20 protein-coding genes are annotated in these 20,972 nt (G+C 68.0%); 15 read left to right on the top strand and 5 right to left on the bottom strand.

Translation table 11 applies throughout. The features are described 5' to 3' along the window. Positions 1 to 67 precede the first annotated feature (67 nt). Positions 68 to 1,096, top strand: coding sequence for a 6-phosphofructokinase (locus MST3598_RS10250; protein ID WP_029258987.1), 1,029 nt, complete (start codon positions 68 to 70; stop codon positions 1,094 to 1,096). A gap of 261 nt (positions 1,097 to 1,357) precedes the next feature. Here the strand turns inward: MST3598_RS10250 and MST3598_RS10245 are convergent, their stop codons facing one another. Next, the gene (locus MST3598_RS10245; protein WP_021199415.1) at positions 1,358 to 3,457 is read right to left on the bottom strand and encodes a S9 family peptidase; all 2,100 of its coding nucleotides are present in this window, start codon (positions 3,455 to 3,457) and stop codon (positions 1,358 to 1,360) included. A gap of 156 nt (positions 3,458 to 3,613) precedes the next feature. On the opposite strand from MST3598_RS10245, the gene MST3598_RS10240 reads away from it, so the two are divergent. The 4 genes from MST3598_RS10240 (at position 3,614) to MST3598_RS10225 (ending at position 7,839) form a co-directional block, all read left to right on the top strand. Further along, a complete protein-coding gene (locus MST3598_RS10240) occupies positions 3,614 to 5,005 on the top strand; it encodes an inorganic phosphate transporter (protein ID WP_029265552.1) in 1,392 nt (463 codons plus the stop codon). Continuing rightward, a complete protein-coding gene (locus MST3598_RS10235; RefSeq protein ID WP_021199417.1) occupies positions 5,002 to 5,337 on the top strand; it encodes a hypothetical protein in 336 nt (111 codons plus the stop codon). Before MST3598_RS10240 ends, MST3598_RS10235 begins: the two co-directional genes overlap by 4 nt. A 59-nt stretch (positions 5,338 to 5,396) precedes the next feature. Then, positions 5,397 to 6,317 carry a phosphodiesterase gene (locus MST3598_RS10230; RefSeq protein WP_029258989.1) on the top strand — a complete coding sequence of 307 codons (921 nt, stop codon included), beginning with the start codon at positions 5,397 to 5,399 and terminating at the stop codon, positions 6,315 to 6,317. Between the two features lie 61 nt (positions 6,318 to 6,378). Continuing rightward, positions 6,379 to 7,839: an aspartate ammonia-lyase gene (locus tag MST3598_RS10225; protein ID WP_021199419.1), complete on the top strand. Its 1,461-nt coding sequence runs from the start codon at positions 6,379 to 6,381 to the stop codon at positions 7,837 to 7,839. Positions 7,840 to 7,905: 66 nt separating this feature from the next. Here the strand turns inward: MST3598_RS10225 and MST3598_RS10220 are convergent, their stop codons facing one another. After that, complete coding sequence (locus MST3598_RS10220; protein ID WP_021198596.1) at positions 7,906 to 8,775, bottom strand: fumarylacetoacetate hydrolase family protein; 870 nt, start codon at positions 8,773 to 8,775, stop codon at positions 7,906 to 7,908. An 88-nt stretch (positions 8,776 to 8,863) separates the two neighbouring features. Here MST3598_RS10220 and MST3598_RS10215 point away from each other — a divergent pair, with 88 nt between their 5' ends. The 4 genes from MST3598_RS10215 (at position 8,864) to MST3598_RS10200 (ending at position 12,279) form a co-directional block, all read left to right on the top strand. Further along, positions 8,864 to 10,228 carry a PrsW family intramembrane metalloprotease gene (locus tag MST3598_RS10215; protein WP_231494436.1) on the top strand — a complete coding sequence of 455 codons (1,365 nt, stop codon included), beginning with the start codon at positions 8,864 to 8,866 and terminating at the stop codon, positions 10,226 to 10,228. Positions 10,229 to 10,274: 46 nt separating this feature from the next. Continuing rightward, positions 10,275 to 10,955 carry an alpha/beta fold hydrolase gene (locus tag MST3598_RS10210; protein ID WP_029258991.1) on the top strand — a complete coding sequence of 227 codons (681 nt, stop codon included), beginning with the start codon at positions 10,275 to 10,277 and terminating at the stop codon, positions 10,953 to 10,955. Positions 10,956 to 11,174: 219 nt separating this feature from the next. Next, positions 11,175 to 11,543 (top strand): FKBP-type peptidyl-prolyl cis-trans isomerase, encoded by a 369-nt coding sequence (locus tag MST3598_RS10205; protein ID WP_021198599.1) that lies wholly within the window; start codon positions 11,175 to 11,177, stop codon positions 11,541 to 11,543. Positions 11,544 to 11,724: 181 nt separating this feature from the next. Beyond that, a complete protein-coding gene (locus tag MST3598_RS10200; RefSeq protein ID WP_029258992.1) occupies positions 11,725 to 12,279 on the top strand; it encodes a YceI family protein in 555 nt (184 codons plus the stop codon). Positions 12,280 to 12,312: 33 nt separating this feature from the next. Here MST3598_RS10200 and MST3598_RS10195 read toward each other — a convergent pair whose 3' ends face one another. Then, a complete protein-coding gene (locus MST3598_RS10195; protein WP_029258993.1) occupies positions 12,313 to 13,605 on the bottom strand; it encodes an MFS transporter in 1,293 nt (430 codons plus the stop codon). A 186-nt stretch (positions 13,606 to 13,791) separates the two neighbouring features. Between MST3598_RS10195 and rpsO the strand changes: the two genes are divergently transcribed. The 3 genes from rpsO to MST3598_RS10180 all read left to right on the top strand — a co-directional run bounded on the left by rpsO (position 13,792) and on the right by MST3598_RS10180 (position 15,408). Further along, a complete protein-coding gene (gene rpsO, locus MST3598_RS10190; RefSeq protein WP_017830938.1) occupies positions 13,792 to 14,061 on the top strand; it encodes a 30S ribosomal protein S15 in 270 nt (89 codons plus the stop codon). A 155-nt stretch (positions 14,062 to 14,216) separates the two neighbouring features. Further along, positions 14,217 to 15,086 (top strand): hypothetical protein, encoded by an 870-nt coding sequence (locus MST3598_RS10185; RefSeq protein WP_029258994.1) that lies wholly within the window; start codon positions 14,217 to 14,219, stop codon positions 15,084 to 15,086. Further along, positions 15,079 to 15,408, top strand: coding sequence for a transcriptional regulator (locus MST3598_RS10180; RefSeq protein ID WP_021198603.1), 330 nt, complete (start codon positions 15,079 to 15,081; stop codon positions 15,406 to 15,408). Before MST3598_RS10185 ends, MST3598_RS10180 begins: the two co-directional genes overlap by 8 nt. A gap of 8 nt (positions 15,409 to 15,416) precedes the next feature. Here the strand turns inward: MST3598_RS10180 and MST3598_RS10175 are convergent, their stop codons facing one another. Continuing rightward, positions 15,417 to 16,421, bottom strand: a complete 1,005-nt coding sequence (locus MST3598_RS10175) for an isopenicillin N synthase family dioxygenase (RefSeq protein ID WP_029258995.1) — start codon at positions 16,419 to 16,421, stop codon at positions 15,417 to 15,419. 150 nt (positions 16,422 to 16,571) lie between these two features. Between MST3598_RS10175 and efeU the strand changes: the two genes are divergently transcribed. From efeU to efeB, 3 genes are all read left to right on the top strand, one after another. After that, a complete protein-coding gene (efeU, locus tag MST3598_RS10170; protein WP_029258996.1) occupies positions 16,572 to 17,516 on the top strand; it encodes an iron uptake transporter permease EfeU in 945 nt (314 codons plus the stop codon). Further along, positions 17,513 to 18,745: an iron uptake system protein EfeO gene (efeO, locus tag MST3598_RS10165; protein ID WP_029258997.1), complete on the top strand. Its 1,233-nt coding sequence runs from the start codon at positions 17,513 to 17,515 to the stop codon at positions 18,743 to 18,745. Before efeU ends, efeO begins: the two co-directional genes overlap by 4 nt. A gap of 74 nt (positions 18,746 to 18,819) precedes the next feature. Beyond that, positions 18,820 to 20,082: an iron uptake transporter deferrochelatase/peroxidase subunit gene (gene efeB / locus MST3598_RS10160; RefSeq protein WP_029258998.1), complete on the top strand. Its 1,263-nt coding sequence runs from the start codon at positions 18,820 to 18,822 to the stop codon at positions 20,080 to 20,082. A gap of 4 nt (positions 20,083 to 20,086) precedes the next feature. On the opposite strand, the gene MST3598_RS10155 is transcribed toward efeB, so the two are convergent. Further along, positions 20,087 to 20,962 carry a serine hydrolase domain-containing protein gene (locus MST3598_RS10155; protein ID WP_021198608.1) on the bottom strand — a complete coding sequence of 292 codons (876 nt, stop codon included), beginning with the start codon at positions 20,960 to 20,962 and terminating at the stop codon, positions 20,087 to 20,089. Positions 20,963 to 20,972: the final 10 nt, after the last annotated feature.

The raw sequence follows: 20,972 nt of genomic DNA, 5'->3' as shown, positions 1-20,972 counted from the left end.
GCGCTAGTGTCGATCGAAGGCAGCGTCGCCTGTTCCCCCCATCTCCCGAACGTCTGAAGGCACCAGCATGAAGATCGGCATCCTGACGAGCGGCGGCGACTGCCCCGGCCTCAACGCGGTCATCCGCGGCATCGTGCTCAAGGGCACGACCTCATACGACCTGGAGTTCGTCGGCATCCGCGACGGCTGGCGCGGACTCGTCGACGGGGACTTCATGCCGCTGACCCGGCACGAGGTGAAGGGGCTGTCGAAGGTGGGCGGCACGATCCTCGGCACCAGCCGCACGAACCCGTATGAGGGCGAGCGCGGGGGAGCCGAGAACATCGCCAAGACCCTCTACGGGCACAAGATCGACGGCATCATCGCGATCGGCGGTGAAGGCACGCTCGCAGCCGCCGACCGCCTCTCCAAGGACGGCATCAAGGTGATCGGCGTCCCCAAGACGATCGACAACGACCTGCAGGCGACGGACTATTCGTTCGGCTTCGACACAGCCGTGAACATCGCCACGGACGCGATGGATCGCCTCCGCACGACCGGTGACTCCCACCAGCGCTGCATGGTCGCCGAGGTCATGGGTCGGCACGTCGGCTGGATCGCCCTGCACGCCGGAATGGCTGCCGGTGCGCACGTCATCTGCATCCCCGAGGTACCGATGTCGATCGACGACATCACGGAGCTCGTCACCAGCGCCCACGACCGCGGTCGCGCGCCCCTGGTCGTCGTCTCCGAGGGGTTCAAGCTCCTCGGGATGGACGAGGCATACAGCGACAAGGGGCTCGACGCCTTCAATCGACCGCGCCTCGGCGGTATCGGCGACCAGCTCGCCCCCGAGATCGAGCGCATCACCGGCATCGAGACGCGTGCGACGATCCTCGGCCACATCCAGCGCGGTGGATCGCCGTCGGCCTTCGACCGCGTTCTCGCCACGCGCCTGGGGCTGCATGCGGCGGACGCGATCGTGGACGGCGCGTGGGGTCAGATGGTCGCCATGCAGGGCACCGACATCGTGCGGGTGCCGTTCGCCGATGCGCTCGGCGAACTGAACACCGTCCCGCGCTACCGCTACGACGAGGCTGCGGCGCTCTTCGGCTGAGTCCGAGAGCGATCGGATCCATCACGCCGGATCAGGCGACCTCGCGGAATCAGGCGACTTCTCCTCCCGCGTGCCTGATGCGGCGTGTTCGCCTGATCTCGCGTGCTCTATGTCGCGCGTCGAATCGCGCCCGGGTCGTGCGGTGAAACAGCCGCGGGTTCTCAGGTGTGCGTCTTGTGCCGGTGCAGACCCTGGACTGTTCTGACGTGATCGCCTGATGTGGCGCCCACGAACGGGCGCTCACACCAGGAGGTCCGGCGCTCAGGCGTCGGCGAGGCCGAGCGTCTCGAGGAGCCAGGCGAGTTCGAAGGCCCGCTCCTTCCAAGAGTTGTAGCGCCCGCTCACGCCGCCGTGCCCGGCGACCATCTCGCACTTGAGGAGCACGTCCTTCGCCCCGGCTTCGCGTAGACGGGCGACCCACTTCGCGGGCTCCACGTAGAGCACACGGGTGTCGTTCAGGGATGTGACGGCGAGGATCCGCGGGTATTCGACGCCGTCTCGGACATTCTCGTACGGGCTGTACGACTTCATGTAGGCGTAGACATCCGGGTCGTGGAGGGGGTCGCCCCATTCGTCCCACTCGATCACGGTCAGCGGCAGCGACGGGTCGAGGATCGTGGTCAGGGCGTCCACGAAAGGCACCCCGGCGAGGATGCCGGCGAAGAGCCCGGGCGCGAGGTTCGTCACAGCCCCCATCAGCAGGCCCCCGGCGCTGCCGCCCTCGGCCACCATGAGAGTCGGTGCCGTGACCCCGGTCTCGACCAGGTGCTCGCCGCAGGAGACGAAGTCCGTGAAGGTGTTGCGCTTGTGGAGGAGCTTGCCGTCCTCGTACCACTGTCGCCCCATCTCTCCTCCACCGCGGACGTGCGCCACCGCGAAGATCACACCCCTGTCCAGCTCGGAGAGGCGCGCGACCGAGAAGCCGGGATCGATCGAGTGCTCGTACGAGCCGTACCCGTACAGGTGCACCGGCCGTGCCTCGCCCCCGGGTTCGCCGAACGAGCGCTTCCAGACGAGCGAGATCGGCACGCGGACGCCGTCCGCAGCGGTCGCCCACTCACGCCTCTGCCCGTAGTCGGCGGGGTCGTATCCACCCAGCACCGGCACCTGCTTGCGCAGCACGAGCTCGCGGGTCGCGAGATCGAGGTCGTACACGGTCCCCGGCGTCACGAACGACGTGTATCCCAGGCGCAGGAACGGGGAGTGCCATTCGGGGTTCCCGCTCACTCCGGCGGAGTAGAGCGGCTCGTCGAAGGCCAGCTCGTCGACGACATCCGTCTCGTAGTCGAGCAGGCCGACGCGTTCGAGTCCTTCGCTGCGGTACTCCACGGTGGCGAAGTCGCGGAACGCGTCCACACCCAACAGGCGTCTGCCCTGTTCGTGCGCCACCACCACGTGCCGTGATCCCCGGGGGTCCGCGGCGGCGACCGACACGAGCTCGAAGTCGAGGGCTCCGTCGTTGTGCAGCACGAGCAACCGGTCCTCGCCGCCCACGACCGCGTGCTCGACGGAATACTCGACGCCTTCGCGACGCGGCCAGACCAGCTGCGGCTCGGCGGTGAGCTCGCCGGTCAGATCGACGAGGTACTCCTCGCTCGTGATGCTCGAGCCGACCGCGATGACCAGGTACCGGCGGCTGCGGGTGATCCCTGCCCCGAGCCAGAACTTCTCGTCCGGCTCGTGGAAGAGCCGCACGTCGTCCGACACCGGCGTGCCGAGGCGGTGCAGCCACAGGGTGTCGGGGCGCCAGGCCTCGTCACGGGTCGTGTAGAGCACCCCGGTGCCGTCGGGCGTGAAGAAGGCGCCGCCCGTGTTCGGGATCTCGTCGTCGAGCGTGGTGCCCGTGGCGAGGTCGCGCACGTGCACGGTGTAGAGCTCATCACCCTCGAAATCGGTGGACCAGAGCAGCTTCGTGGCGTCGTCAGACGTGTCGAAAGCGCCGAGCGAGAAGAAGTCGTGTCCTTCCGATTCGACATTGCCGTCGAGGAGCACGATCTCTCCCGGAACCGCGACTCCTGGCTCGAGACGCGGGGGAGTCCAGTCGTCCGGGGCGGCAGCGGCGCGGCAGTGGATGCCGTACTGGGCCCCCTCCTCGCTGCGGCTGTAGTACCACCAGTCCCCTCGGCGAGTGGGGACGGACAGGTCCGTCTCCTGGACACGGCCCTTGATCTCCTGGAAGAGTCTCTCGCGCAGATCGGCGAGGTGCGCCGTCTCGGCGTCTGTGTGGGCGTTCTCCGCTTCGAGGTGGGAGATGACCTCGGCGGATTCCTTGGCACGAAGCCATTCGTAGGGATCCTCGAAGGTGTCACCGTGATGGGTGCGGAGGGTCGAGCGGCGGTCGGCGGCAGGGGCGTCAGTCACCGTCTCACGCTATCCCAGGTCGAGTTGACCGGCACGGGGGAGGGTGGGAGAATTCACCGGGGCCGGTTAACGGAAGTCAAACCCACGGTGAACTCTTCGTTCGTCACGTCGATCTCGTCGACATCTCCTTCTTCCTCAAACGACCGAAAGCGAACGGTGGAAACCGCAGCCCTCATCGTCGTGCTTGTCATCGCGCTGGCACTCTTCTTCGACTTCACCAACGGCTTTCACGACACGGCGAATGCCATGGCGACGCCGATCGCCACCGGCGCGCTGAAGCCCAAGACCGCCGTCCTCCTCGCCGCAGTGCTGAACCTCGTCGGCGCCTTCCTGTCCACCGAGGTCTCCAAGACCATCTCGGGCGGCATCATCCGCGAGGATGCGATCATCTCCGCGGGAGCCGATCTGTTCCTCTCGTTGATCTTCGCCGGTCTCATCGGCGCGATCACCTGGAACATGCTCACATGGCTCCTGGGTCTGCCTTCGAGCTCGTCGCACGCGCTCTTCGGCGGACTCATCGGCGCCACTCTGGTCGGTGCGGGGATCGGGGGCATCGACTTCGGCATGGTGCTCTCGAAGATCGTGCTCCCCGCCCTGATCGCCCCTGTCACGGCAGGGCTGATCGCGTTCGCTGCGACGAAGATCGCCTACTCGGTCACCCGTCGCTACGACGGGAAGCCCGACGGCCGCGACGGCTTCCGATGGGGCCAGATCTTCACGTCGTCCCTCGTCGCGCTCGCCCATGGGACCAACGATGCGCAGAAGACGATGGGAGTGATCACCCTCGCGATGATCACGATCGGCTGGCAGTCCGGCGCCCATCACGAGCCCGAGCTGTGGGTCATCGTCGCGTGTGCCTTCACCATCGCCCTCGGCACCTACCTCGGCGGATGGCGCATCATCCGCACCCTCGGCAAGGGGCTGACCGATGTCAAGCCCGCCCAGGGCTTCGCTGCGGAGAGCTCGACCGCGGCCACCATCCTCGCCTCCAGCGCCCTCGGCTTCGCCCTCTCCACCACGCAGGTCGCGTCCGGTTCGGTGATCGGCTCCGGCCTCGGCCGCCGCGGGTCCACCGTGCGCTGGCGGACCGCCGGCCGCATCGGAGTCGGCTGGCTGCTGACGCTTCCCGCTGCCGGAGGCGTAGGCGCTCTCGCGGCGCTGCTGGTGGTCTGGCTGGGCAACTGGGGAGTGGCGATCGATGCCGTGATCGCCCTGGTGATCATCCTCGGCCTCTTCATGCGCTCGCGTCGCAATGCTGTCACCCCGGCGAACGCGATGAGTGACGTCGCCGAGTCCGGCAGGGCCGTCGAACTCCCCGATACGCCTCCGCCGACGCGCCGTCAGCAGCGCATCGAGCAGGCCAAGGCCGAGGCCAGGGCCCGTGCCGAGGCGCGCGAGCAGGCGAAGGCTCAGGCGAAGAAGGACGCCGAGAAGAAAGCCGAGAAGAAGAAGGCCAAGAAGGCGGAGGCCAAGGCCGGTGCCGGCTCCTCGAAGGCTGCGGCCTCGACGACGAAGCCCGACGCCGACCGGAACGGGGAGTCCGAATGAACGTCGTGATCGACTGGGTCGCCTTCCTCCAGGTGTTCGCGGCAGCCCTCATCGGCGCCGCCGCCATCGTCACGTTCTACGCGCTGGGACTCCGACTGCTCGTGCGCAGCGGGCGGGCCCCCGTGGTGAGTCCTGCAGAGTTCACGGACGCCATCACCGTGATCACGGAGAAGGAACTCAAGCGCGCCGAGAAGCAGGCGGCGAAGGCGGCACGCAAGAGCCCGCTGACCGAGGGCCAGAAGACGGTGGCCCTGGTCGGCGCTTACGGCTGTTTCGCGCTCTGCGCCGCTGCCGTGGTGAGCGGCATCCTGCTCCTCGTCGTCGGTCACTGACCTCGGAGGGCGAGCGCGGGTCGCGTCCGCCGCTGCCGGTGCGGCAATAGGCTGAGGCCATGTCCGCAGGAACCGGCAGTCCGTACGTCTTCGGCAGGCACGAGCCCGCGTCGCACGTGCTCATCCACGTCAGCGACCCGCATTTCCTCGCGGGGGGAGCGCGCCTGGGCGGACGCTACGACGTCGAGGCGAACTTCGACCGCACGCTCGACGCGATCCGCGCGGTGCATCCGCATCCGACGGCGATCGTCGTCACGGGTGACCTGGCCGACCTCGGCGAGCCCGACGCGTATCGCCGTCTGCGCGCGGCGGTCGAGCCGGTCGCGGCGGAACTCGGCGCCCCGGTGATCTGGGTGGCGGGAAACCACGACGAACGTCCGGCGCTGCGTGAGGGGCTGCTCGATCTGGCTCCGACCGAGGAGCCTGTGACCGGTGTCTGGGACCTCGGGGGTCTCCGACTCGTGGCGCTGGACACGAGTGTCCCGGGCTGGCATCACGGGGATCTCGATGACGGTCAGCTCTCCTGGCTCGCGGAGGTCCTCGCCGAGCCGGCCCCGCACGGCACCCTGCTCGCAATGCATCATCCGCCTCTTCCGAGCCACCTCCCGCTGTTCGACATCCTGGAGCTGCGACATCAGGACGAGCTCGCCGCCGTCGTCCGCGGCAGCGACGTCCGAGGCATCCTCGCCGGCCATCTGCACTACTCCTCGCACGGCACCTTCGCCGGCGTGCCGGTGAGCGTGGCATCGGCGACGTGCTACACCATGAACGTCGCGCGCCCGTCTGCCGAGGTCAACGGAATGGACGCCGCTCAGGCGTTCCAGCTCGTGCACGTGTACCCCGACACGATCACCCACACCGTGGTCCCGGTGACCGGTGCCGACACCGGCGACTACTTCTCCGAGGCCTGGCTGGAGCGCATGGCGAAGCTCGACCCGGAAGGGCGACTCGAAGCCTTCTCCCGCAAACCCGCACGCTGAGCGGCGTAGACTGAAGACATCCCCCACCCTTCTCACCCGCCACGACCCACGAGGATGTGACATGGCTTCTGCCGCGCCTACCCTGACCCGCACCGAGACCGATTCGCTCGGGAGCATGGAGATTCCCGTCGACGCATACTGGGGGATCCACACCGCCCGCGCCGACGCGAACTTCCCGATCACGAAGCGGCCCATCTCGGTGTATCCCGACCTGGTGGTCGGCCTCGCGATGGTCAAGCAGGCCAGCGCCCGTGCGAACCGCGAGATCGGCGTGCTCGACCCGGAGCGGGCGGATCTGATCGACCGGGCGGCTCAGCGCGTGATCGACGGCGAGTTCCACGAGCAGTTCACGGTCGGCGTCATCCAGGGTGGAGCCGGCACGTCGACCAACATGAACGCGAACGAGGTCATCACCAACATCGCGCTCGAGATGGCGGGCCGCGAGAAGGGCGACTACGCCTTCCTTTCGCCGATCGACCACACCAACCGCAGCCAGTCCACGAACGACGTGTACCCGACCGCGGTGAAGATCGGCCTCTCGCTGACCCTGCGCTCGCTGCTCGAGGAGCTCGACCTGCTGCGGCTGTCGTTCCTGGGCAAATCGCGCGAGTTCCACGATGTGCTGAAGGTGGGGCGCACGCAGCTGCAGGACGCCGTGCCGATGACGCTGGGGCAGGAGTTCAACGGCTTCGCCACGACGCTCGGCTACGACCACACCCGTCTCACCGAGAACGCCTCGCTGATGTTCGAGATCAACATGGGCGCCACCGCGATCGGCACCGGGATCACCACCCACCCCGGTTACGCACCCGCCGTGCTCAAGCACCTGCGCGAGATCACGTCGCTCGACCTCCGCACTGCCGGTGACCTCGTCGAGGCCACCAGCGACACCGGCTCGTTCATGTCGTTCTCGTCGACTCTCAAGCGCAACGCGATGAAGCTGTCGAAGATCTGCAACGACCTCCGTCTTCTCTCGTCCGGCCCGCAGGCGGGTCTCGGCGAGATCAACCTTCCTGCCATGCAGGCGGGCTCCAGCATCATGCCCGGCAAGGTCAATCCGGTCATCCCCGAGGTCGTGAACCAGGTGGCGTTCGCCGTCGCCGGTGCGGACATGACGGTGACGATGGCGGCAGAGGCCGGACAGCTGCAGCTGAACGCCTTCGAGCCGGTCATCGCGCATTCGATCTTCCAGTCGATCACCTGGATGCGTCAGGCGATGTGGACTCTGCGAGTGAACTGCGTCGACGGCATCACCGCGAACCGCGACCGCCTCGGCGCGATGGTCGGTGCCTCGGTCGGAGTCATCACGGCGCTGACCCCGTTCATCGGCTACGCCGCGGCGGCCGCTCTCGCGAAGACCGCACTGCTGACCAACCGCAGCGTGGCCGACCTCGTGGTGGAGGCCGGTCTCATGTCGCGCGACGAGGTCGTCAAACAGCTCTCGCCTGCGCGACTTTCGGGACTCGAGACCATCACGGCCGCGATCCCGGTGATCTCACCGGAAGACCTGATCGAGATCTGATCTCACAGACGGATAGACGAAGGGGACGGATGCACCGGCATCCGTCCCCTTCGTCTATCCGTGAAGTCAGTCGGTGATGCGGCAGTGGGTGGTGAGCTCGCCGATGCCGTCGATGCCCACCGTGACGGTGGACCGGTCGCGAAGGAAGATCTGCGGGTCGCGCGAGTAGCCGGCACCGCCGGGGCTGCCGGTCGAGATGAGGGTGCCGGGGAGCAGCGTGAGCGACTGCGAGAGGTGCGCGATCAGCTTCGCCACCGAGCGCACCATCTGATCGGTGCTCGCATCCTGCACGGTGTGACCGTCGACGACGGTCCAGATGTGCAGGTCCTGCGGGTCGGCGATCTCATCCGCGGTCACCGCGAACGGCCCGGTCGGGGTGAATCCGTCGAATGACTTGCAGCGTGACCACTGAGCCTCGGAGAACTGGATGTTCCTGGCGGTGATGTCGTTGACCACCGTGTATCCCCAGACGTGCGACAGCGCATCAGCCTCGGCGACGTCCTTCGCAGGCGAGCCGATGAGCACGCCGAGCTCGGCCTCGTAGTCGACGGCCTCACTCAGCGTGCGCGGCCAGGATGTGGTCTGGTCGTGTCCGGTGAGCGAGTTCGGCCAGAGCGTGAAGACGGTCGGGGCGGCATCGGTCTTGAGACCGAGCTCACTCGAGTGCGCGGCGTAGTTGAGACCGACGGCCAGGACCGCGGGCGGAGCGAGCACGGCCGAGGCGAACGCCCATCCCGCGAGCGGATGCCGCGGCGCGGTGGTGTCCGCCAGAGCGCGGCGCAGTGCGTCGAGACCATCGTCCCCTCTCTCGATCAGCTGCTGCAGCGTGGCAGGAGGGTCGGTCAGGAGATCAGAGACGAGGACGGCGTCCGAGCCCTCCACGACGGCGAGAACCGCGAGAGGGGAGTCGGGACGGCGCAGATGAGCGAACCGCATGCTTCTACGCTACCGGGTGGGTGCAGGTCGCCGGGTGGAGGGGGTCGCCATATCCGGGTGCCCGGCGTTGTGCCCATAAGCTTTGCCTATGAGTTCCGGAGGACCGTCCCAGCCGCAGCAGCCCTCGCCGTATGCGCCTCCGCCGGCACCGCCGTTGCCGTCGACACCGCCGCAGCAGGTACCGCCGCAGCCGGTACCGCAGCAGGCCCCGCAGCCGGTACCGCCGCAAGCCTTCGCGCCCGCGCCGTACGCGAGCCAGGTCTCGGCGCCCGCGGCCCGCACCTCCGTCACGGGGTATGCATCGTCCCTCGCGCAGCCGACGCCCTACACGCCGCCGGCTCCCGTCGCCCCGTCACCGGCGGAGTCGCTCCCGGCGCTGCCCGTTCCGACGAGGAAAGGGCGCACGGTGTCGCTCTGGCTCTTCGGGGTGCTCGGCTTCCTCCTGATCGCCCTCGTCGGCTACTTCGTCTGGGCGCTCGGATCGTTCGCTTCCGTCGTGGGGCTGGTGCTCGCGCTCGTCCCTCTGACCATCGTGTTCCTGGGCGTGCGCCTGATCGATCGGTGGGAGCCCGAGCCCAAGCGGCTGGTGGCGTTCGCCATCGCATGGGGCGCCGTCGCGGCCGTCGGGCTCACCCTTCTCGTCGACACCGCGCTGACCCTCCTGCTCGACATCCGGTCCGAGGAGTTCACCGCCGTCGTGCAGGCGCCTATCGTCGAGGAGCTCTGGAAGGGGCTCGGCGTCTTCCTCATCTTCCTGCTCGCCCGACGAGCGTTCGACGGCCCTGTCGACGGCATCGTGTACGGCGCGCTGGTCGGGGCGGGTTTCGCCTTCACCGAGAACATCCAGTACTTCGGGGTGAGCCTCATCGAGGGTGGCGGCGAGCAGCTGACCGTCACGTTCGTGGTGCGCGGGCTCTTCTCGCCCTTCGCTCATGCCATGTTCACCGCGATCACCGGCTTCGCGATCGGCCTCGTCGCTCGGCGTCACGGCTCGGCGAAGGCCGCGCTCGGTGCTGGCGCGGTGGGGGTGGTCGGGGCGATCCTGCTCCACGCCCTCTGGAACGGCTCGGCGACGTTCGCCGACTTCTTCGGTCTCTACTTCACCCTTCAGGTGCCGCTCTTCATCGGATTCATCCTGTGCATCGTCGCGTTGCGTCGTGAGGAGGCCCGACTCACCCGTGCCCGCCTCGAGGACTACGCCGCGGCCGGATGGTTCACGCCCGAGGAGGTCACCATGCTCGCCACCCCTGCCGGGCGCAAGGTCGGACTCGCCTGGGCGTCGCAGCTGCGGGGGGACCGTCGTCCGCTGATGCGCGCCTTCATCAAAGAGGCGACCGAGCTCGCCGCTGTCCGTCAGCGGGCGATCACCGGCCGCGACCCCATGGCCGTGGATGACGAGCGCGCGCTCCTGATCCGCACCAGGGCGACCAGGGCGGCCCTGCTGGCCTACTGACGCGACACGCGACGGCGTACCCTTCTCGGAGGGAAGGCGGTGGCGGATGAGCACCTTCGTCGTGATCCACGGTGGCGGAGATGTCGGATGGTCCTGGCATCTGGTCGCCGCTGAGCTGCGAGCGCGCGGGCAGGAGGTGTTCGCGCCCGACCTTCCCGCCGACGACGACACGCTCACTCTCGAGGACTACGCCGAGGCGGTTGCGGAACTGGTGGGTGCGCAGGCGAGGGTGGTGGTCGTCGGTCATTCCTTCGGGGCCTTCACCGCGCCGCTGGTCGCCGAGCGCCTCTCCGCCGATCTCCTCGTCCTGATGGCGGGGATGATCCCGTCCCCGGGCGAGTCCCCGGATCAGTGGTGGGCGAACTCGGGATACGTCACGGCGTCTGCCGCCCAGTCGGCGCGGGACGGCGGGTTGACCGGGAACGACGACCCCCTCGTCAGTTTCTACAACGGGGTTCCGCACGAGCTGGCAGAGGAGGCGCTCCGACGGGAGCGGGCGCATCCGTCGCAGGCGGCGATGGAGAGGCCGTGGCCTCTGGCGGCGTGGCCCGACGTGCCGACGAGATTCGTGCTGTTCGCCGACGATCGCTTCTTCCCTGCCGCATTCCTGCGCGACCTCGCCGAGACGCGCCTGGGAGTGGTCGCGGATGAGCTGCCCGGCGGACACTGCGCGATGCTGAGCCGACCGGTGGAGATCGCCGAGCTCCTCGCAGGATACGTCGAGTGAGGGGCCGGGAATCGCTCCAGGACAAGACTCAGCGCCCGGTGCTGCGGCGATGCCTGCGAGTCTCCCGGGCGCTGAGTTGATCTGTAAACAGGGTGCACCCGGCCCTGCATGAGTGTCAAGAGCTTCTTGCCGAGGTTCGCCGGCGAGGGCATGAGGTGTTCGCTGTGAGCAGGTGTGCGTGCGTTGACCGGGTCCGTCGGCCTCGGGTTTGATGGAGACATGACTGAACGCACAAAGCCTGAGTTCGAAGCCCCCAGCACTCCCGCTCCGGCGGAGCTCGTCGTCCGCGACATCATCGAGGGCGACGGCGCCGAGGCGAAGCCCGGCGACACCGTCACGGTCCACTACGCCGGCGTCGAGTTCGACTCCGGCGAGGAGTTCGACTCCTCGTGGGGCCGTGGCGAGACGATCCAGTTCCCGCTGCGCGGCCTGATCCAGGGGTGGCAGGACGGCATCCCCGGCATGAAGGTCGGCGGTCGCCGCGAGCTGATCATCCCGCCGCATCTCGCCTACGGCCCGGTCGGCGGCGGGCACTTCCTCTCCGGCAAGACGCTGATCTTCATCATCGATCTGGTCGCCGTCGGCTGACATCGGTCTCTTCCACGAGGCGTCTCTCTCCTCCGGGAGGGAGGCGCCTCGCGGCATGTGCGGGAAAAGATTCTTCATTCAGGGGAATACATGCGAATGAATGTAAGTTGTCACAGTGGTCGCGGCGACGCGGCCCCTGTCCCTTGCCGCAGCAGCGGCTGAAGTCTCCAGAGGAGAAGCAATGACCAGCATCGACATCCCCGGCTACCGTCCCGGCACCTGGGTCCTGGACCCTTCGCACAGCGAGGTCACCTTCAGCGTGCGCCACATGATGATCTCGAAGGTGCGCGGCACCTTCGGTGTGAAGAGCGCGACCCTGATCGCTCCGGAGAACCCGCTGGAGGCCAAGGTCGAGGCCACGGTCGACGTGACCTCCATCGACACCAACGACGAGGGTCGCGATGCGCACCTGCGCTCGGCGGACTTCTTCGACACCGAGAACTTCCCGACTATGGAGTTCGTCTCCACCGGTGCGCACCTCAAGGGCGATGAGCTCTTCGTCGACGGTGACCTCACCATCCGCGGCGTCACCAAGCCCGTCAGCTTCGAACTCGACTTCGGTGGCTTCGGCACCGACCCGTACGGCAACTACAAGGCCGGCGCTTCTGCCAAGACGGTCATCAACCGCGAGGACTTCGGTCTCACCTGGAACGCGGCACTCGAGACCGGTGGCGTTCTCGTCGGCAAGGACGTCACGATCAGCCTCGACCTGCAGGGTGCCCTGCAGCAGGACTGACCTCCACGGAGCATCGTCCGGACCCCGGGCCCGTCAGGGCTCGGGGTTCTCTGCGTCGTAGTCGTGGAATCGGCGGTTGCGCTGCGCGAGCGCGGCGACGAGGGCGATGACCAGCACTCCACCGAGCAGGGGAGGGAACCAGAGGGTCGTGAGCGTCGCCAGCGTGCCCGCGTACAGCGCCCCGACGCGGGGCCCGCCGGCGACCACGACGATGAACAGGCCCTGGAGGCGTCCGCGCATCGAGTCGGGTACGGCGGCCTGCATCATGGTGTTCCGATAGATCGAGCTGACGTTGTCGGACGCACCGGACAGGGCGAGGGCGACGCAGGCGGCGACGATCAACCCGATGTGGGGAGCCGTCTCGGTCGCTGGTGACGAGAACGCGCCGACGAGCAGCACGATCCCGAACAGCAGGATCGACGCGCCATAGGCCTCCACGGCCCGGGCGATGCCGCGGCCATGCCAGCGGTACTGCACGACGCGACCGGAGAACAGGCTCGACGCGAAGGTGCCCACCGCCACCGCGGCGGTGAGGATGCCGGTCGTGAGCGCTCCGCCGCCCAGCAGCACCGTGCCGAGCGCGGGGAAGAGGACGAGCGGCTGCCCGAACGTCATCGCGATGATGTCGATGATGTACTGCATCCGGATGTTGCCTGCTCTGCGGAGGAAGCGCCAGCCGTCCACCAGCGACTCGAGGCCGGGGCGGACGATCTTTCCCTCCGGCCGCAACGCCGGGAGCGTCCACAGTCCCAGGAACATCGACAGCATGAGCACGACGTCGATCGTGTACGTCCAGCCGTAGCCGGTGAGGGCGACGAGGAGGCCCGCCAGCGCGGGTCCGGCCATGACCGTCAGCCCGAAGGCCACACCGTTCAGCGCGGATGCTGCGGCGAGCTTCTCGCGGGGGATGAGCCGCGGCACTATCGCCGTGCGCGTGGCCATGCCCACCGAATTGGCGGCGGAGTTGATCATGCTCAGCGCATACAGCCACCAGATGGTCTCCATACCCGTCCAGGTGAGAGCCGCGAGCAGGGCGGTGGAGACGAAAGTGATGGTCGCCGCGATCAGTGCCACCCGGCGTCGGTCGAACGCATCGGCGAGCATGCCGCCGTACAGGCCGGCGAGGATCATCGGCACGAGTCCGGCCACGGCGATCATCGAGACCGCGAAGGTGTTCTGCGTCAGGGCGAACACGTGCAGCATCACCGTGACGATGGTGAGCTGGCCGCCGATGCCGGCGAGTGTCGACCCGATCCACATCCGGGCGAACGCCGGACTGGACTTCAAGGGGGAGAGGTCGATCAGATGACCGCGGCGGGCGCTCACTCCTCGAACTTCTTCTGCACGTTTCGAGACTAGTTGACCCTGACGGACTCGCTCCGCCGCCGGTGTCACCGAGGGCGGTCGTCGGCTGGTAGACTCGTCAGGTTGCCGTTTGATCGGCCGCGGATAAAGAGAGCCCACGTATCAGGCGTCGGGCGCCGCGCAACAAGCAGAGAGGGGATCGAATCTATGGCACTGGAAGCAGACGTCAAGAAGGCGATCATCGAAGAGTACGCGACGCACCCCGGTGACACCGGATCCCCCGAGGTGCAGGTCGCAATGCTGACGCAGCGCATCAAGGACCTCACCGAGCACCTCAAGGAGCACAAGCACGACCACCACTCGCGTCGTGGGCTGTTCCTGCTCGTCGGTCAGCGCCGTCGTCTGCTCGGCTACCTCCAGGACATCGACATCGCGCGCTACCGCTCGCTGATCGAGCGTCTCGGACTCCGCCGCTAAGGCACTGCGATCCTGCGTTCAATCGCGCAGAACATTCTTGAGAAGGCCGCCCCATGGTGTGGGGCGGCCTTCGTCATGTCCGAGGGTTGATTCCCCACTCGCTTTCCGATAGGAAAGTAGAGAGCTTTCCACAAGGAAAGTGGGGGAGGCCCGACATGCAGCAGAAGCCGATTCCCGGTCACGACGCTCTCGTGCCGCCGGATGCCGACATCGCGCGCCGGTATCTGGCCGCAGCGGACGCGGTGGTGGAGCGCCGAGGCCGCGCCGTCGACCGACGTGCGCTCGCCGGGCTCCAGATCGCCAATGCGGTGATCACGGCCGGGTATCTCGTCGCGTTCGCGCTCGTCCTCCGGCAGAGCGATGTCCTCGCCTCCCAGGTGATCCTGTTCACCTTTCTGGTGTGGGGGCAGCTGGCGAGCGGGATGGCGCAACGCAATGGGATGCAGTGGCGCTGGAGCGCTTCCCGGTGGCCGCTCATCCTCGGCGAAGTCGTGGTTCTCGTCGGCGCTGTCGTCGTTTTCGGTCTCGTCGCGTTGGATCCCGGTCTCCCGGTCGGCGTCGTGCTGATCCCCGCGGGCATAGTCCTGGTGGGTATCGGCGGTTACGGCGTGCTCCAGCTGTTCCGCGCGGCCGGAGATGCGCGGTCCCCGCGGCCTCCGCGGGTCACCCTGCCCGCTCCGATCCGATGGGGGACCCTGCTCGTCGGCGTCGCTCTCGGCGTGCTGACCATGCTCGCGGGGGCGCCGGACGATGTGCTGCGCAGCGTGATCAGCCTGCTGGTGATGCTGGTTCTCCTCGCCTGGATCGTCGCCTTCAACACACCCGTCGGGCTTCCCGCCATCGGTGCTTCCTGGCGGTGGCCGCATGTGGCGGCATTCTTGCTCGCGGCAGTCATACCTGTGGCTCTCGTGCTGGGGGGAGGAGGGGGCAGCGCATCGGGGCTCGCCGGTGTCGTCGGAGGTGTCGTCGTGATCGTGCTCTTCGTCCTGGTGTCGTTCGTTCCGGGGCGGGAGGGTCGTGGCTGAGGCGGGGTTCCGGCCGCACCCGCGCACGCAGCTGGACGACAACTTCGCCTCGCCGATCCGGTTCTCGTTGATGGCCGCGCTCGGCGACGGCATGGAGTTCGACTTCCCGGCGCTCCGCGACATCCTCCAATGTGGTGATTCGCCGTTGAGCAAAGCGATCGCACACCTGCAGACCGCGGAATACGTGCTCGCGCGCAAGGGCGTCGTCGGGGGTCGCACGCGCACGTGGGTGCGTTCGACGAAGGCGGGCCGCGATGCTTTCGCGGCCCACCTCCAGGCGCTCCGGCAGATCGTCGCTCTCGGCGGCGGGCAGGAGTTGTGACCCGTGCGTCAGGCGGGCGCGTTCACGAGGTCGGCGTGGTGGATCGCGGCGACATCCGGGTGGGCGCGCAAGCGTGACTTGAGGGCGTTCTCGCCGTAGAGCGCGTGGATGGGATTGCTCGGGTCATCGGTCACCCCGTTCGCTTCGGCGGCCAGCTCCTCGGGCAGCTCGATCAGGGGCAGCCGCTTGTCGAGCGCGGGGTTGAAGAAGAACGGGATCGAGATCCGCTCGTCCGGTGCCTGCGGCGAGACCACGCGGTGGTTCGTCGCTTTGAGGTACCCGCCCGTCGCGTACTCCAGCAGCTCGCCGATGTTCACGACGAAAGCTCCGGGCACCGGGGGAGCGTCGACCCAGGTGCCGTCGCGTTCGACCTGCAGACCGCCCTTGCCCGGCTCCACCCAGAGGAGGGTGAGCACGCCGGAGTCCTTGTGCGCACCGACGCCCTGCTGAGGCTCTGGTTCGTGCGTTCCGGGATAGCGGACGATCTTGATGAGGGTCGACGGCTCGCCGAAGTGCTCGTCGAAGTAGGACTCGTCGGCGCCGAGGGTCTGGGCCCAGGCGCGCAGCAGTTTGCGAGCGACCTCGGACAGGGTCTCGTGCCACTCGGCCACGACATCCTGCAGCTCGGGCTGCGCCGACGGCCAGAGGTTCGGCCCGATGAGGCGGTTGAAGGCGGGGCCGTCGTCGACGGGTTCGCGCTCGGGGCCGATGTCGATCTGCTCGCGCCAGTCGACCTTCCCCTGGGTGCGTTCTCCGCCGATGCGCGTGTAGCCGCGGAAGTGCGGGCTGTTCACGTTCTCGATGGCCAGCTTGTCCTCTTCGGGGAGGGCGAAGAAGTCCAGGGCGGCCCGGTGGAGCCGTGCCTCGAGCGCGGGGGAGATCCCGGTGCCGGTGAGGTAGAAGAAGCCGACATCGTGGGTCGCCGCCCGCAGGTCGTCGCGGAATCGTGCCGCGGCCTCGGGGCTTTCGTCGAGCTGGGAGAGGTCGAGAATGGGGAGCGAGAGTTCAGCCATGGACCGAGGCTACGTCGCGTCGACCGGGGTGGGATCCTGTGTTGCGTTCCGTTACTTCCGTCCCTCGTGTGCGGTGGAGGTCGATCTCGGTGCTAGAGTCTCCTCGGTAAGGGCTGCCTTACCTCAGTCACCGCCAGAGAGTGTTCTTCCGTGCTCGCCACTTTTCTCATCGGGCTCCGCGAGGGCCTCGAAGCCGCACTCGTCGTCGGCATCCTCGTCGCCTACCTCCGTCGTCTCGGACGGCAGGACGCCCTCCCGAAGATGTGGGCGGGCGTCGGACTCGCGATCGCACTGGCTCTCGGCATCGGCGCGGTGCTCACCTTCGGGGCCTACGAACTCACGTTCCAGGCGCAGGAGCTGATCGGTGGCGGCCTGTCGCTGCTCGCCGTCGCGATGGTGACCTGGATGATCTTCTGGATGCAGCGGGCCGGGCGCAGCATGAAGGCGACGCTGGAGGGTGGCATCGACCGCGCCCTCACCGCCGGCGGCCTGTGGGCGCTCATCGCGATCGGCTTCGTGTCCGTCGCCCGAGAGGGCATCGAGACGACGCTGCTGCTGTGGTCGATGGTCCAGTCGTTCGGCGACGCACCCTCGGCGCTGATGGGCGCCCTGCTCGGGCTCCTCACGGCCGTGGTCGTCGGATGGCTGATCTCCCGCGGTGCGCTGCGACTCGATCTGCGTCGCTTCTTCGCCTGGACCGGTGGCTTCCTCGTGATCGTCGCGGCCGGCGTGCTCGCCTACGCGCTGATGGATCTGCAGGAGGCCGGTGTGCTTCCCGGGCCGTTCACCGCGCTGGCACCGATCGATGCCGTCACCGGTGGAGTGGCCGTCGGATGGGCCGCCTTCCCGTTCGGGTGGGCGTTCGACGTCTCGGCGACGATCGCTCCCGGTGGCCCCCTCGCATCGATTCTGCAGGCGACGGTCGGCTTCATGCCCGCGATGACCTGGATGCAGGTCGTCGCCTGGGTCGCGTACATCTCCGTCGTCGGATGGCTCTACGTCCGCGGACTCCGCTCGAAGCGCCCGTCGAAGCCGCAGGTCCCGACGGAGCCCTCGTCTGAATCTCCCTCCCTCTCACCACAAGGAGCAGCATGACCACCTCGCACCGGATCCTGGGAGCGCTGGCAGCCACCGGCGCCGCGGTTCTCGTCCTGAGCGGTTGCGTCGCGAAGAGCGACGCCGGAGCCACCGCGGCCTTCGACGTCTCCTCGACCGATAGCGACTGCGCGGTCTCCGCGGCGACCGCGAAGAGCGGGACCCTGACCTTCAACGTCAAGAACGACACCGCTCAGGTCACGGAGTTCTACCTCCTCGCAGATGACGGCCTCCGGATCGTCGGCGAGGTCGAGAACATCGCGCCGGCCGCCTCGCGCACGCTCACGGTCGTCGCACAGCCCGGTGACTACTTCACTCTCTGCAAGCCGGGGATGATCGGCGATGGCGTGGGGAAGACCGCGTTCACCGTGACCGGGGATCGCGTCACGGTGGAAGGTCCAGACGCCGAGCAGAAGCAGAAGGCCGTCGACCTCTACGGTGCGTTCGTGAAGGACCAGGTCGGTCAGCTCGTCCCCGCAGTCGAGGACTTCGTCGCCGCCTACGAGTCCGGTGACGACGAGACCGCACGCACGCTCTTCCCGCAGACCCGCGCGTTCTACGAGCGCATCGAGCCGGTCGCCGAGGCGCTGGGCGACCTCGACCCGCGGATCGACTATCGCGAGGTCGATGCCGTCGCCGAAGGACTGGACTGGACGGGCTTCCACCGCATCGAGAAGGACCTGTGGGTTCCGGCGCAGGATGCGCTGAACGCCGACGGGGAAACCCCCGCGTGGCAGGACTGGGTGCCGTCCACGCCGGAGGAGCGCGCCGACTACGGCGATCTGCTGCTCGCCGACGTGCAGGAGCTCTACGACTACGTGCACTCCGACGACTTCACCACCGCCCTCGACGACCAGGGCATCGGCGGCATCTCGAACGGCGCCATCGCGCTGCTCGACGAGGTCGCGACCGGGAAGATCTCCGGGGAGGAGGACTGGTGGTCCGGGACCGACCTCTACGACTTCGCCGCGAACGTCGAAGGGTCGAAGATGGCGTTCTCGCTCGTGCAGGACTTCGCCGTCGCGCAGGGCGACGAGGGGAAGGCTCTGGTCGCGGAGATCGAGTCGGGTTACACCGCGCTCGAGGAATCTCTCGCGGCTCACGGCTCGCTGGCCGACGGCTTCGTGGGCTACTCGCAACTGACCGAGGCCGACAAGCGCGAGTTCACCGACCTGATCAACGCTCTGGCCGAGCCGCTCTCGCTGCTCACCAGCACGGTCCTCGACTGATCAGCCGCACGCTACGGGATACCATCACGGACGTGAACGAACCAGAAGCGGATGCCGCACCCGAAGAGTCATCGATGGGCGCGGCGTCCGCTCCTGCCGGTTTGAGCAGGCGGGGCCTGCTCGGCCTGGCCATCGGGGGCGGCGTCGCGGGCCTCGCGGTCGGCGCCGGTGCGGGTCTCGCCGGCGGCGTCGCGCTTGGGCGGGCGCGTGCGGCGGAGGACGCGCATTCCGCATACGCGTTCTTCGGCGATCACCAGGCAGGCATCACCACTCCGGTGCAGGACCATCTGCATTTCGCCAGCTTCGACATGATGCCGCGCACGGATCGCGACGACCTCATCTCGTTGCTGCAGGACTGGTCGTACGCGGCCTCCCGCATGGCGCAGGGCCTCGAAGTCAGTGCGACGGGTGCGGTCGGTGGGCCGGCCGAAGCGCCGCCGGACGACACGGGGGAGGCGCTGGGGCTTCCCGCCGCCGGGCTCACGATCACGTTCGGCTTCGGGCCGGGACTCTTCGAGAACGAGGACGGCGACCGCTACGGGATCGCCGCGCAGCGTCCCCCGGGGCTGGAACGGCTCCCGGCGTTCCTCGGTGACGATCTCGATCCGCAGACCTCTCACGGCGACCTGTGCATCCAGGCCTGCGCCGACGACCCGCAGGTGGCGGTGCATGCGATCCGCAACCTCAGCCGCATCGCCTTCGGCCGGGCTCGGCTGCGCTGGTCGCAGCTGGGATTCGGCAAGACGTCGCGCACGACGGCGACGCAGGCGACGCCGCGCAATCTTTTCGGGTTCAAGGACGGCACCGCGAACATCCTGGCCGATGACACCGAGGCGCTCGGCGATCACGTCTGGGTATCGGAGAAGGACGAACCGGCGTGGCTGGCCGGCGGGTCCTACCTCGTGGCCAGGAAGATCGCGATGCTCATCGAGACCTGGGACCGCGTGCGCCTGTCGGAGCAGGACACCATCATCGGTCGGGACAAGGGCGAGGGTGCACCGCTCTCCGGCGGAGACGAGTTCACGGCACCGGACTTCCACAGCAAGGCGATCGACGCGAACAGCCACGTGAGTCTCGCGCATCCGGAGAAGAACGACGGCATCCGCATCCTCCGCCGCGGCTACAACTACGTCGACGGGAACAACACGCTCGGACGCCTCGATGCCGGGCTCTTCTTCCTGTCGTACCAGCGCGATCCTGCACAGTTCATCTCGCTGCAGCGTCGGTTGTCGACAGATCTCATGAACGAGTACATCCGCCACGTCGGTTCGGGCATCTGGGCGGTGCCGGCGGGGGTGAAGCCGGGGTCCTTCGTGGGGGCCGGGCTGTTCGCCTGAGCGGTCACGGCTCGTGTGTGCTCGTGAGCGCCTCCACCGCGAACGCGGCGATGGCATCGGCGCCGAAGTGATCGTCTGCCGTGATCGTGACCACCGCGTCGTCGAGGAAGATGAGCAGCTGGCCGTAGGCGCCGTGAAGTCTCCACGCCGGCCCCGGCCCGCCCCATCCTGCAAGGGCGTAGCGATCGTAGTCCGTGCTCTCGCCGGCGACCCGCCATTCCGTGTGCATCGCGTCGATCCATCCTGGGGCGATCAGCTGTCGGCCCTCCCACACCCCGCGATCTCTGATCAGGAGTCCGAGACGGGAGAGCTCTTCGGTGCGCAGAGAGAGCCCGCCTCCGGCGACGATGCGACCCTGAGGGCTGCGCTCCCACTCCACGTCGATGATGCCGAGCGGGTCGAAGAGACGGGGGACGAGATAGTCGCCGATGTCTCCGACTAGCGCGGCCAGCGCCGTCATCGCGGTGTACGTGCTCGCGTTCGAGTACTGGAACGACCGTCCGCCCGACGGGCGTCGCAGGAACTCGCGGGCGAGGTCCGGCCAGTCCGTCATCAGAGTCTCCGACCAGGGCAGATCGATCCCGCTGGTCATCGAGAGCAGGTGCCGCAGCGTGACGTCCTCGACGCCAGCTCCCAGCTCGAAGCCGGGGAGGTACGTGCCGACGGGCATGTCGAGCGACACCGCACCCTCGTCGGCGGCCAGTCCCGCAGCCAGAACGCAGACGCCTTTCGCGACGGAGTGCACGTCCTCCCGCACGTCGTCGGTCCAGCGGTGGTCGGCGGTCTCGGTGGCGACGCGGACGTGCAGCCCGTGAGCGCCGAACCCCGTCTCCTCGATGCGTTCGACGATGCGGTCTCGAACGGTCTGTGCGCGGCTCACACCTTCGAGG

The organism is Microbacterium sp. TPU 3598, assembly GCF_002356155.1.
Taxonomy (GTDB): Bacteria; Actinomycetota; Actinomycetes; order Actinomycetales; family Microbacteriaceae; genus Microbacterium; species Microbacterium maritypicum_A.
Note: the sequence above shows the minus strand (reverse complement) of the source record. Positions and strands in the feature narration are given on the sequence as shown.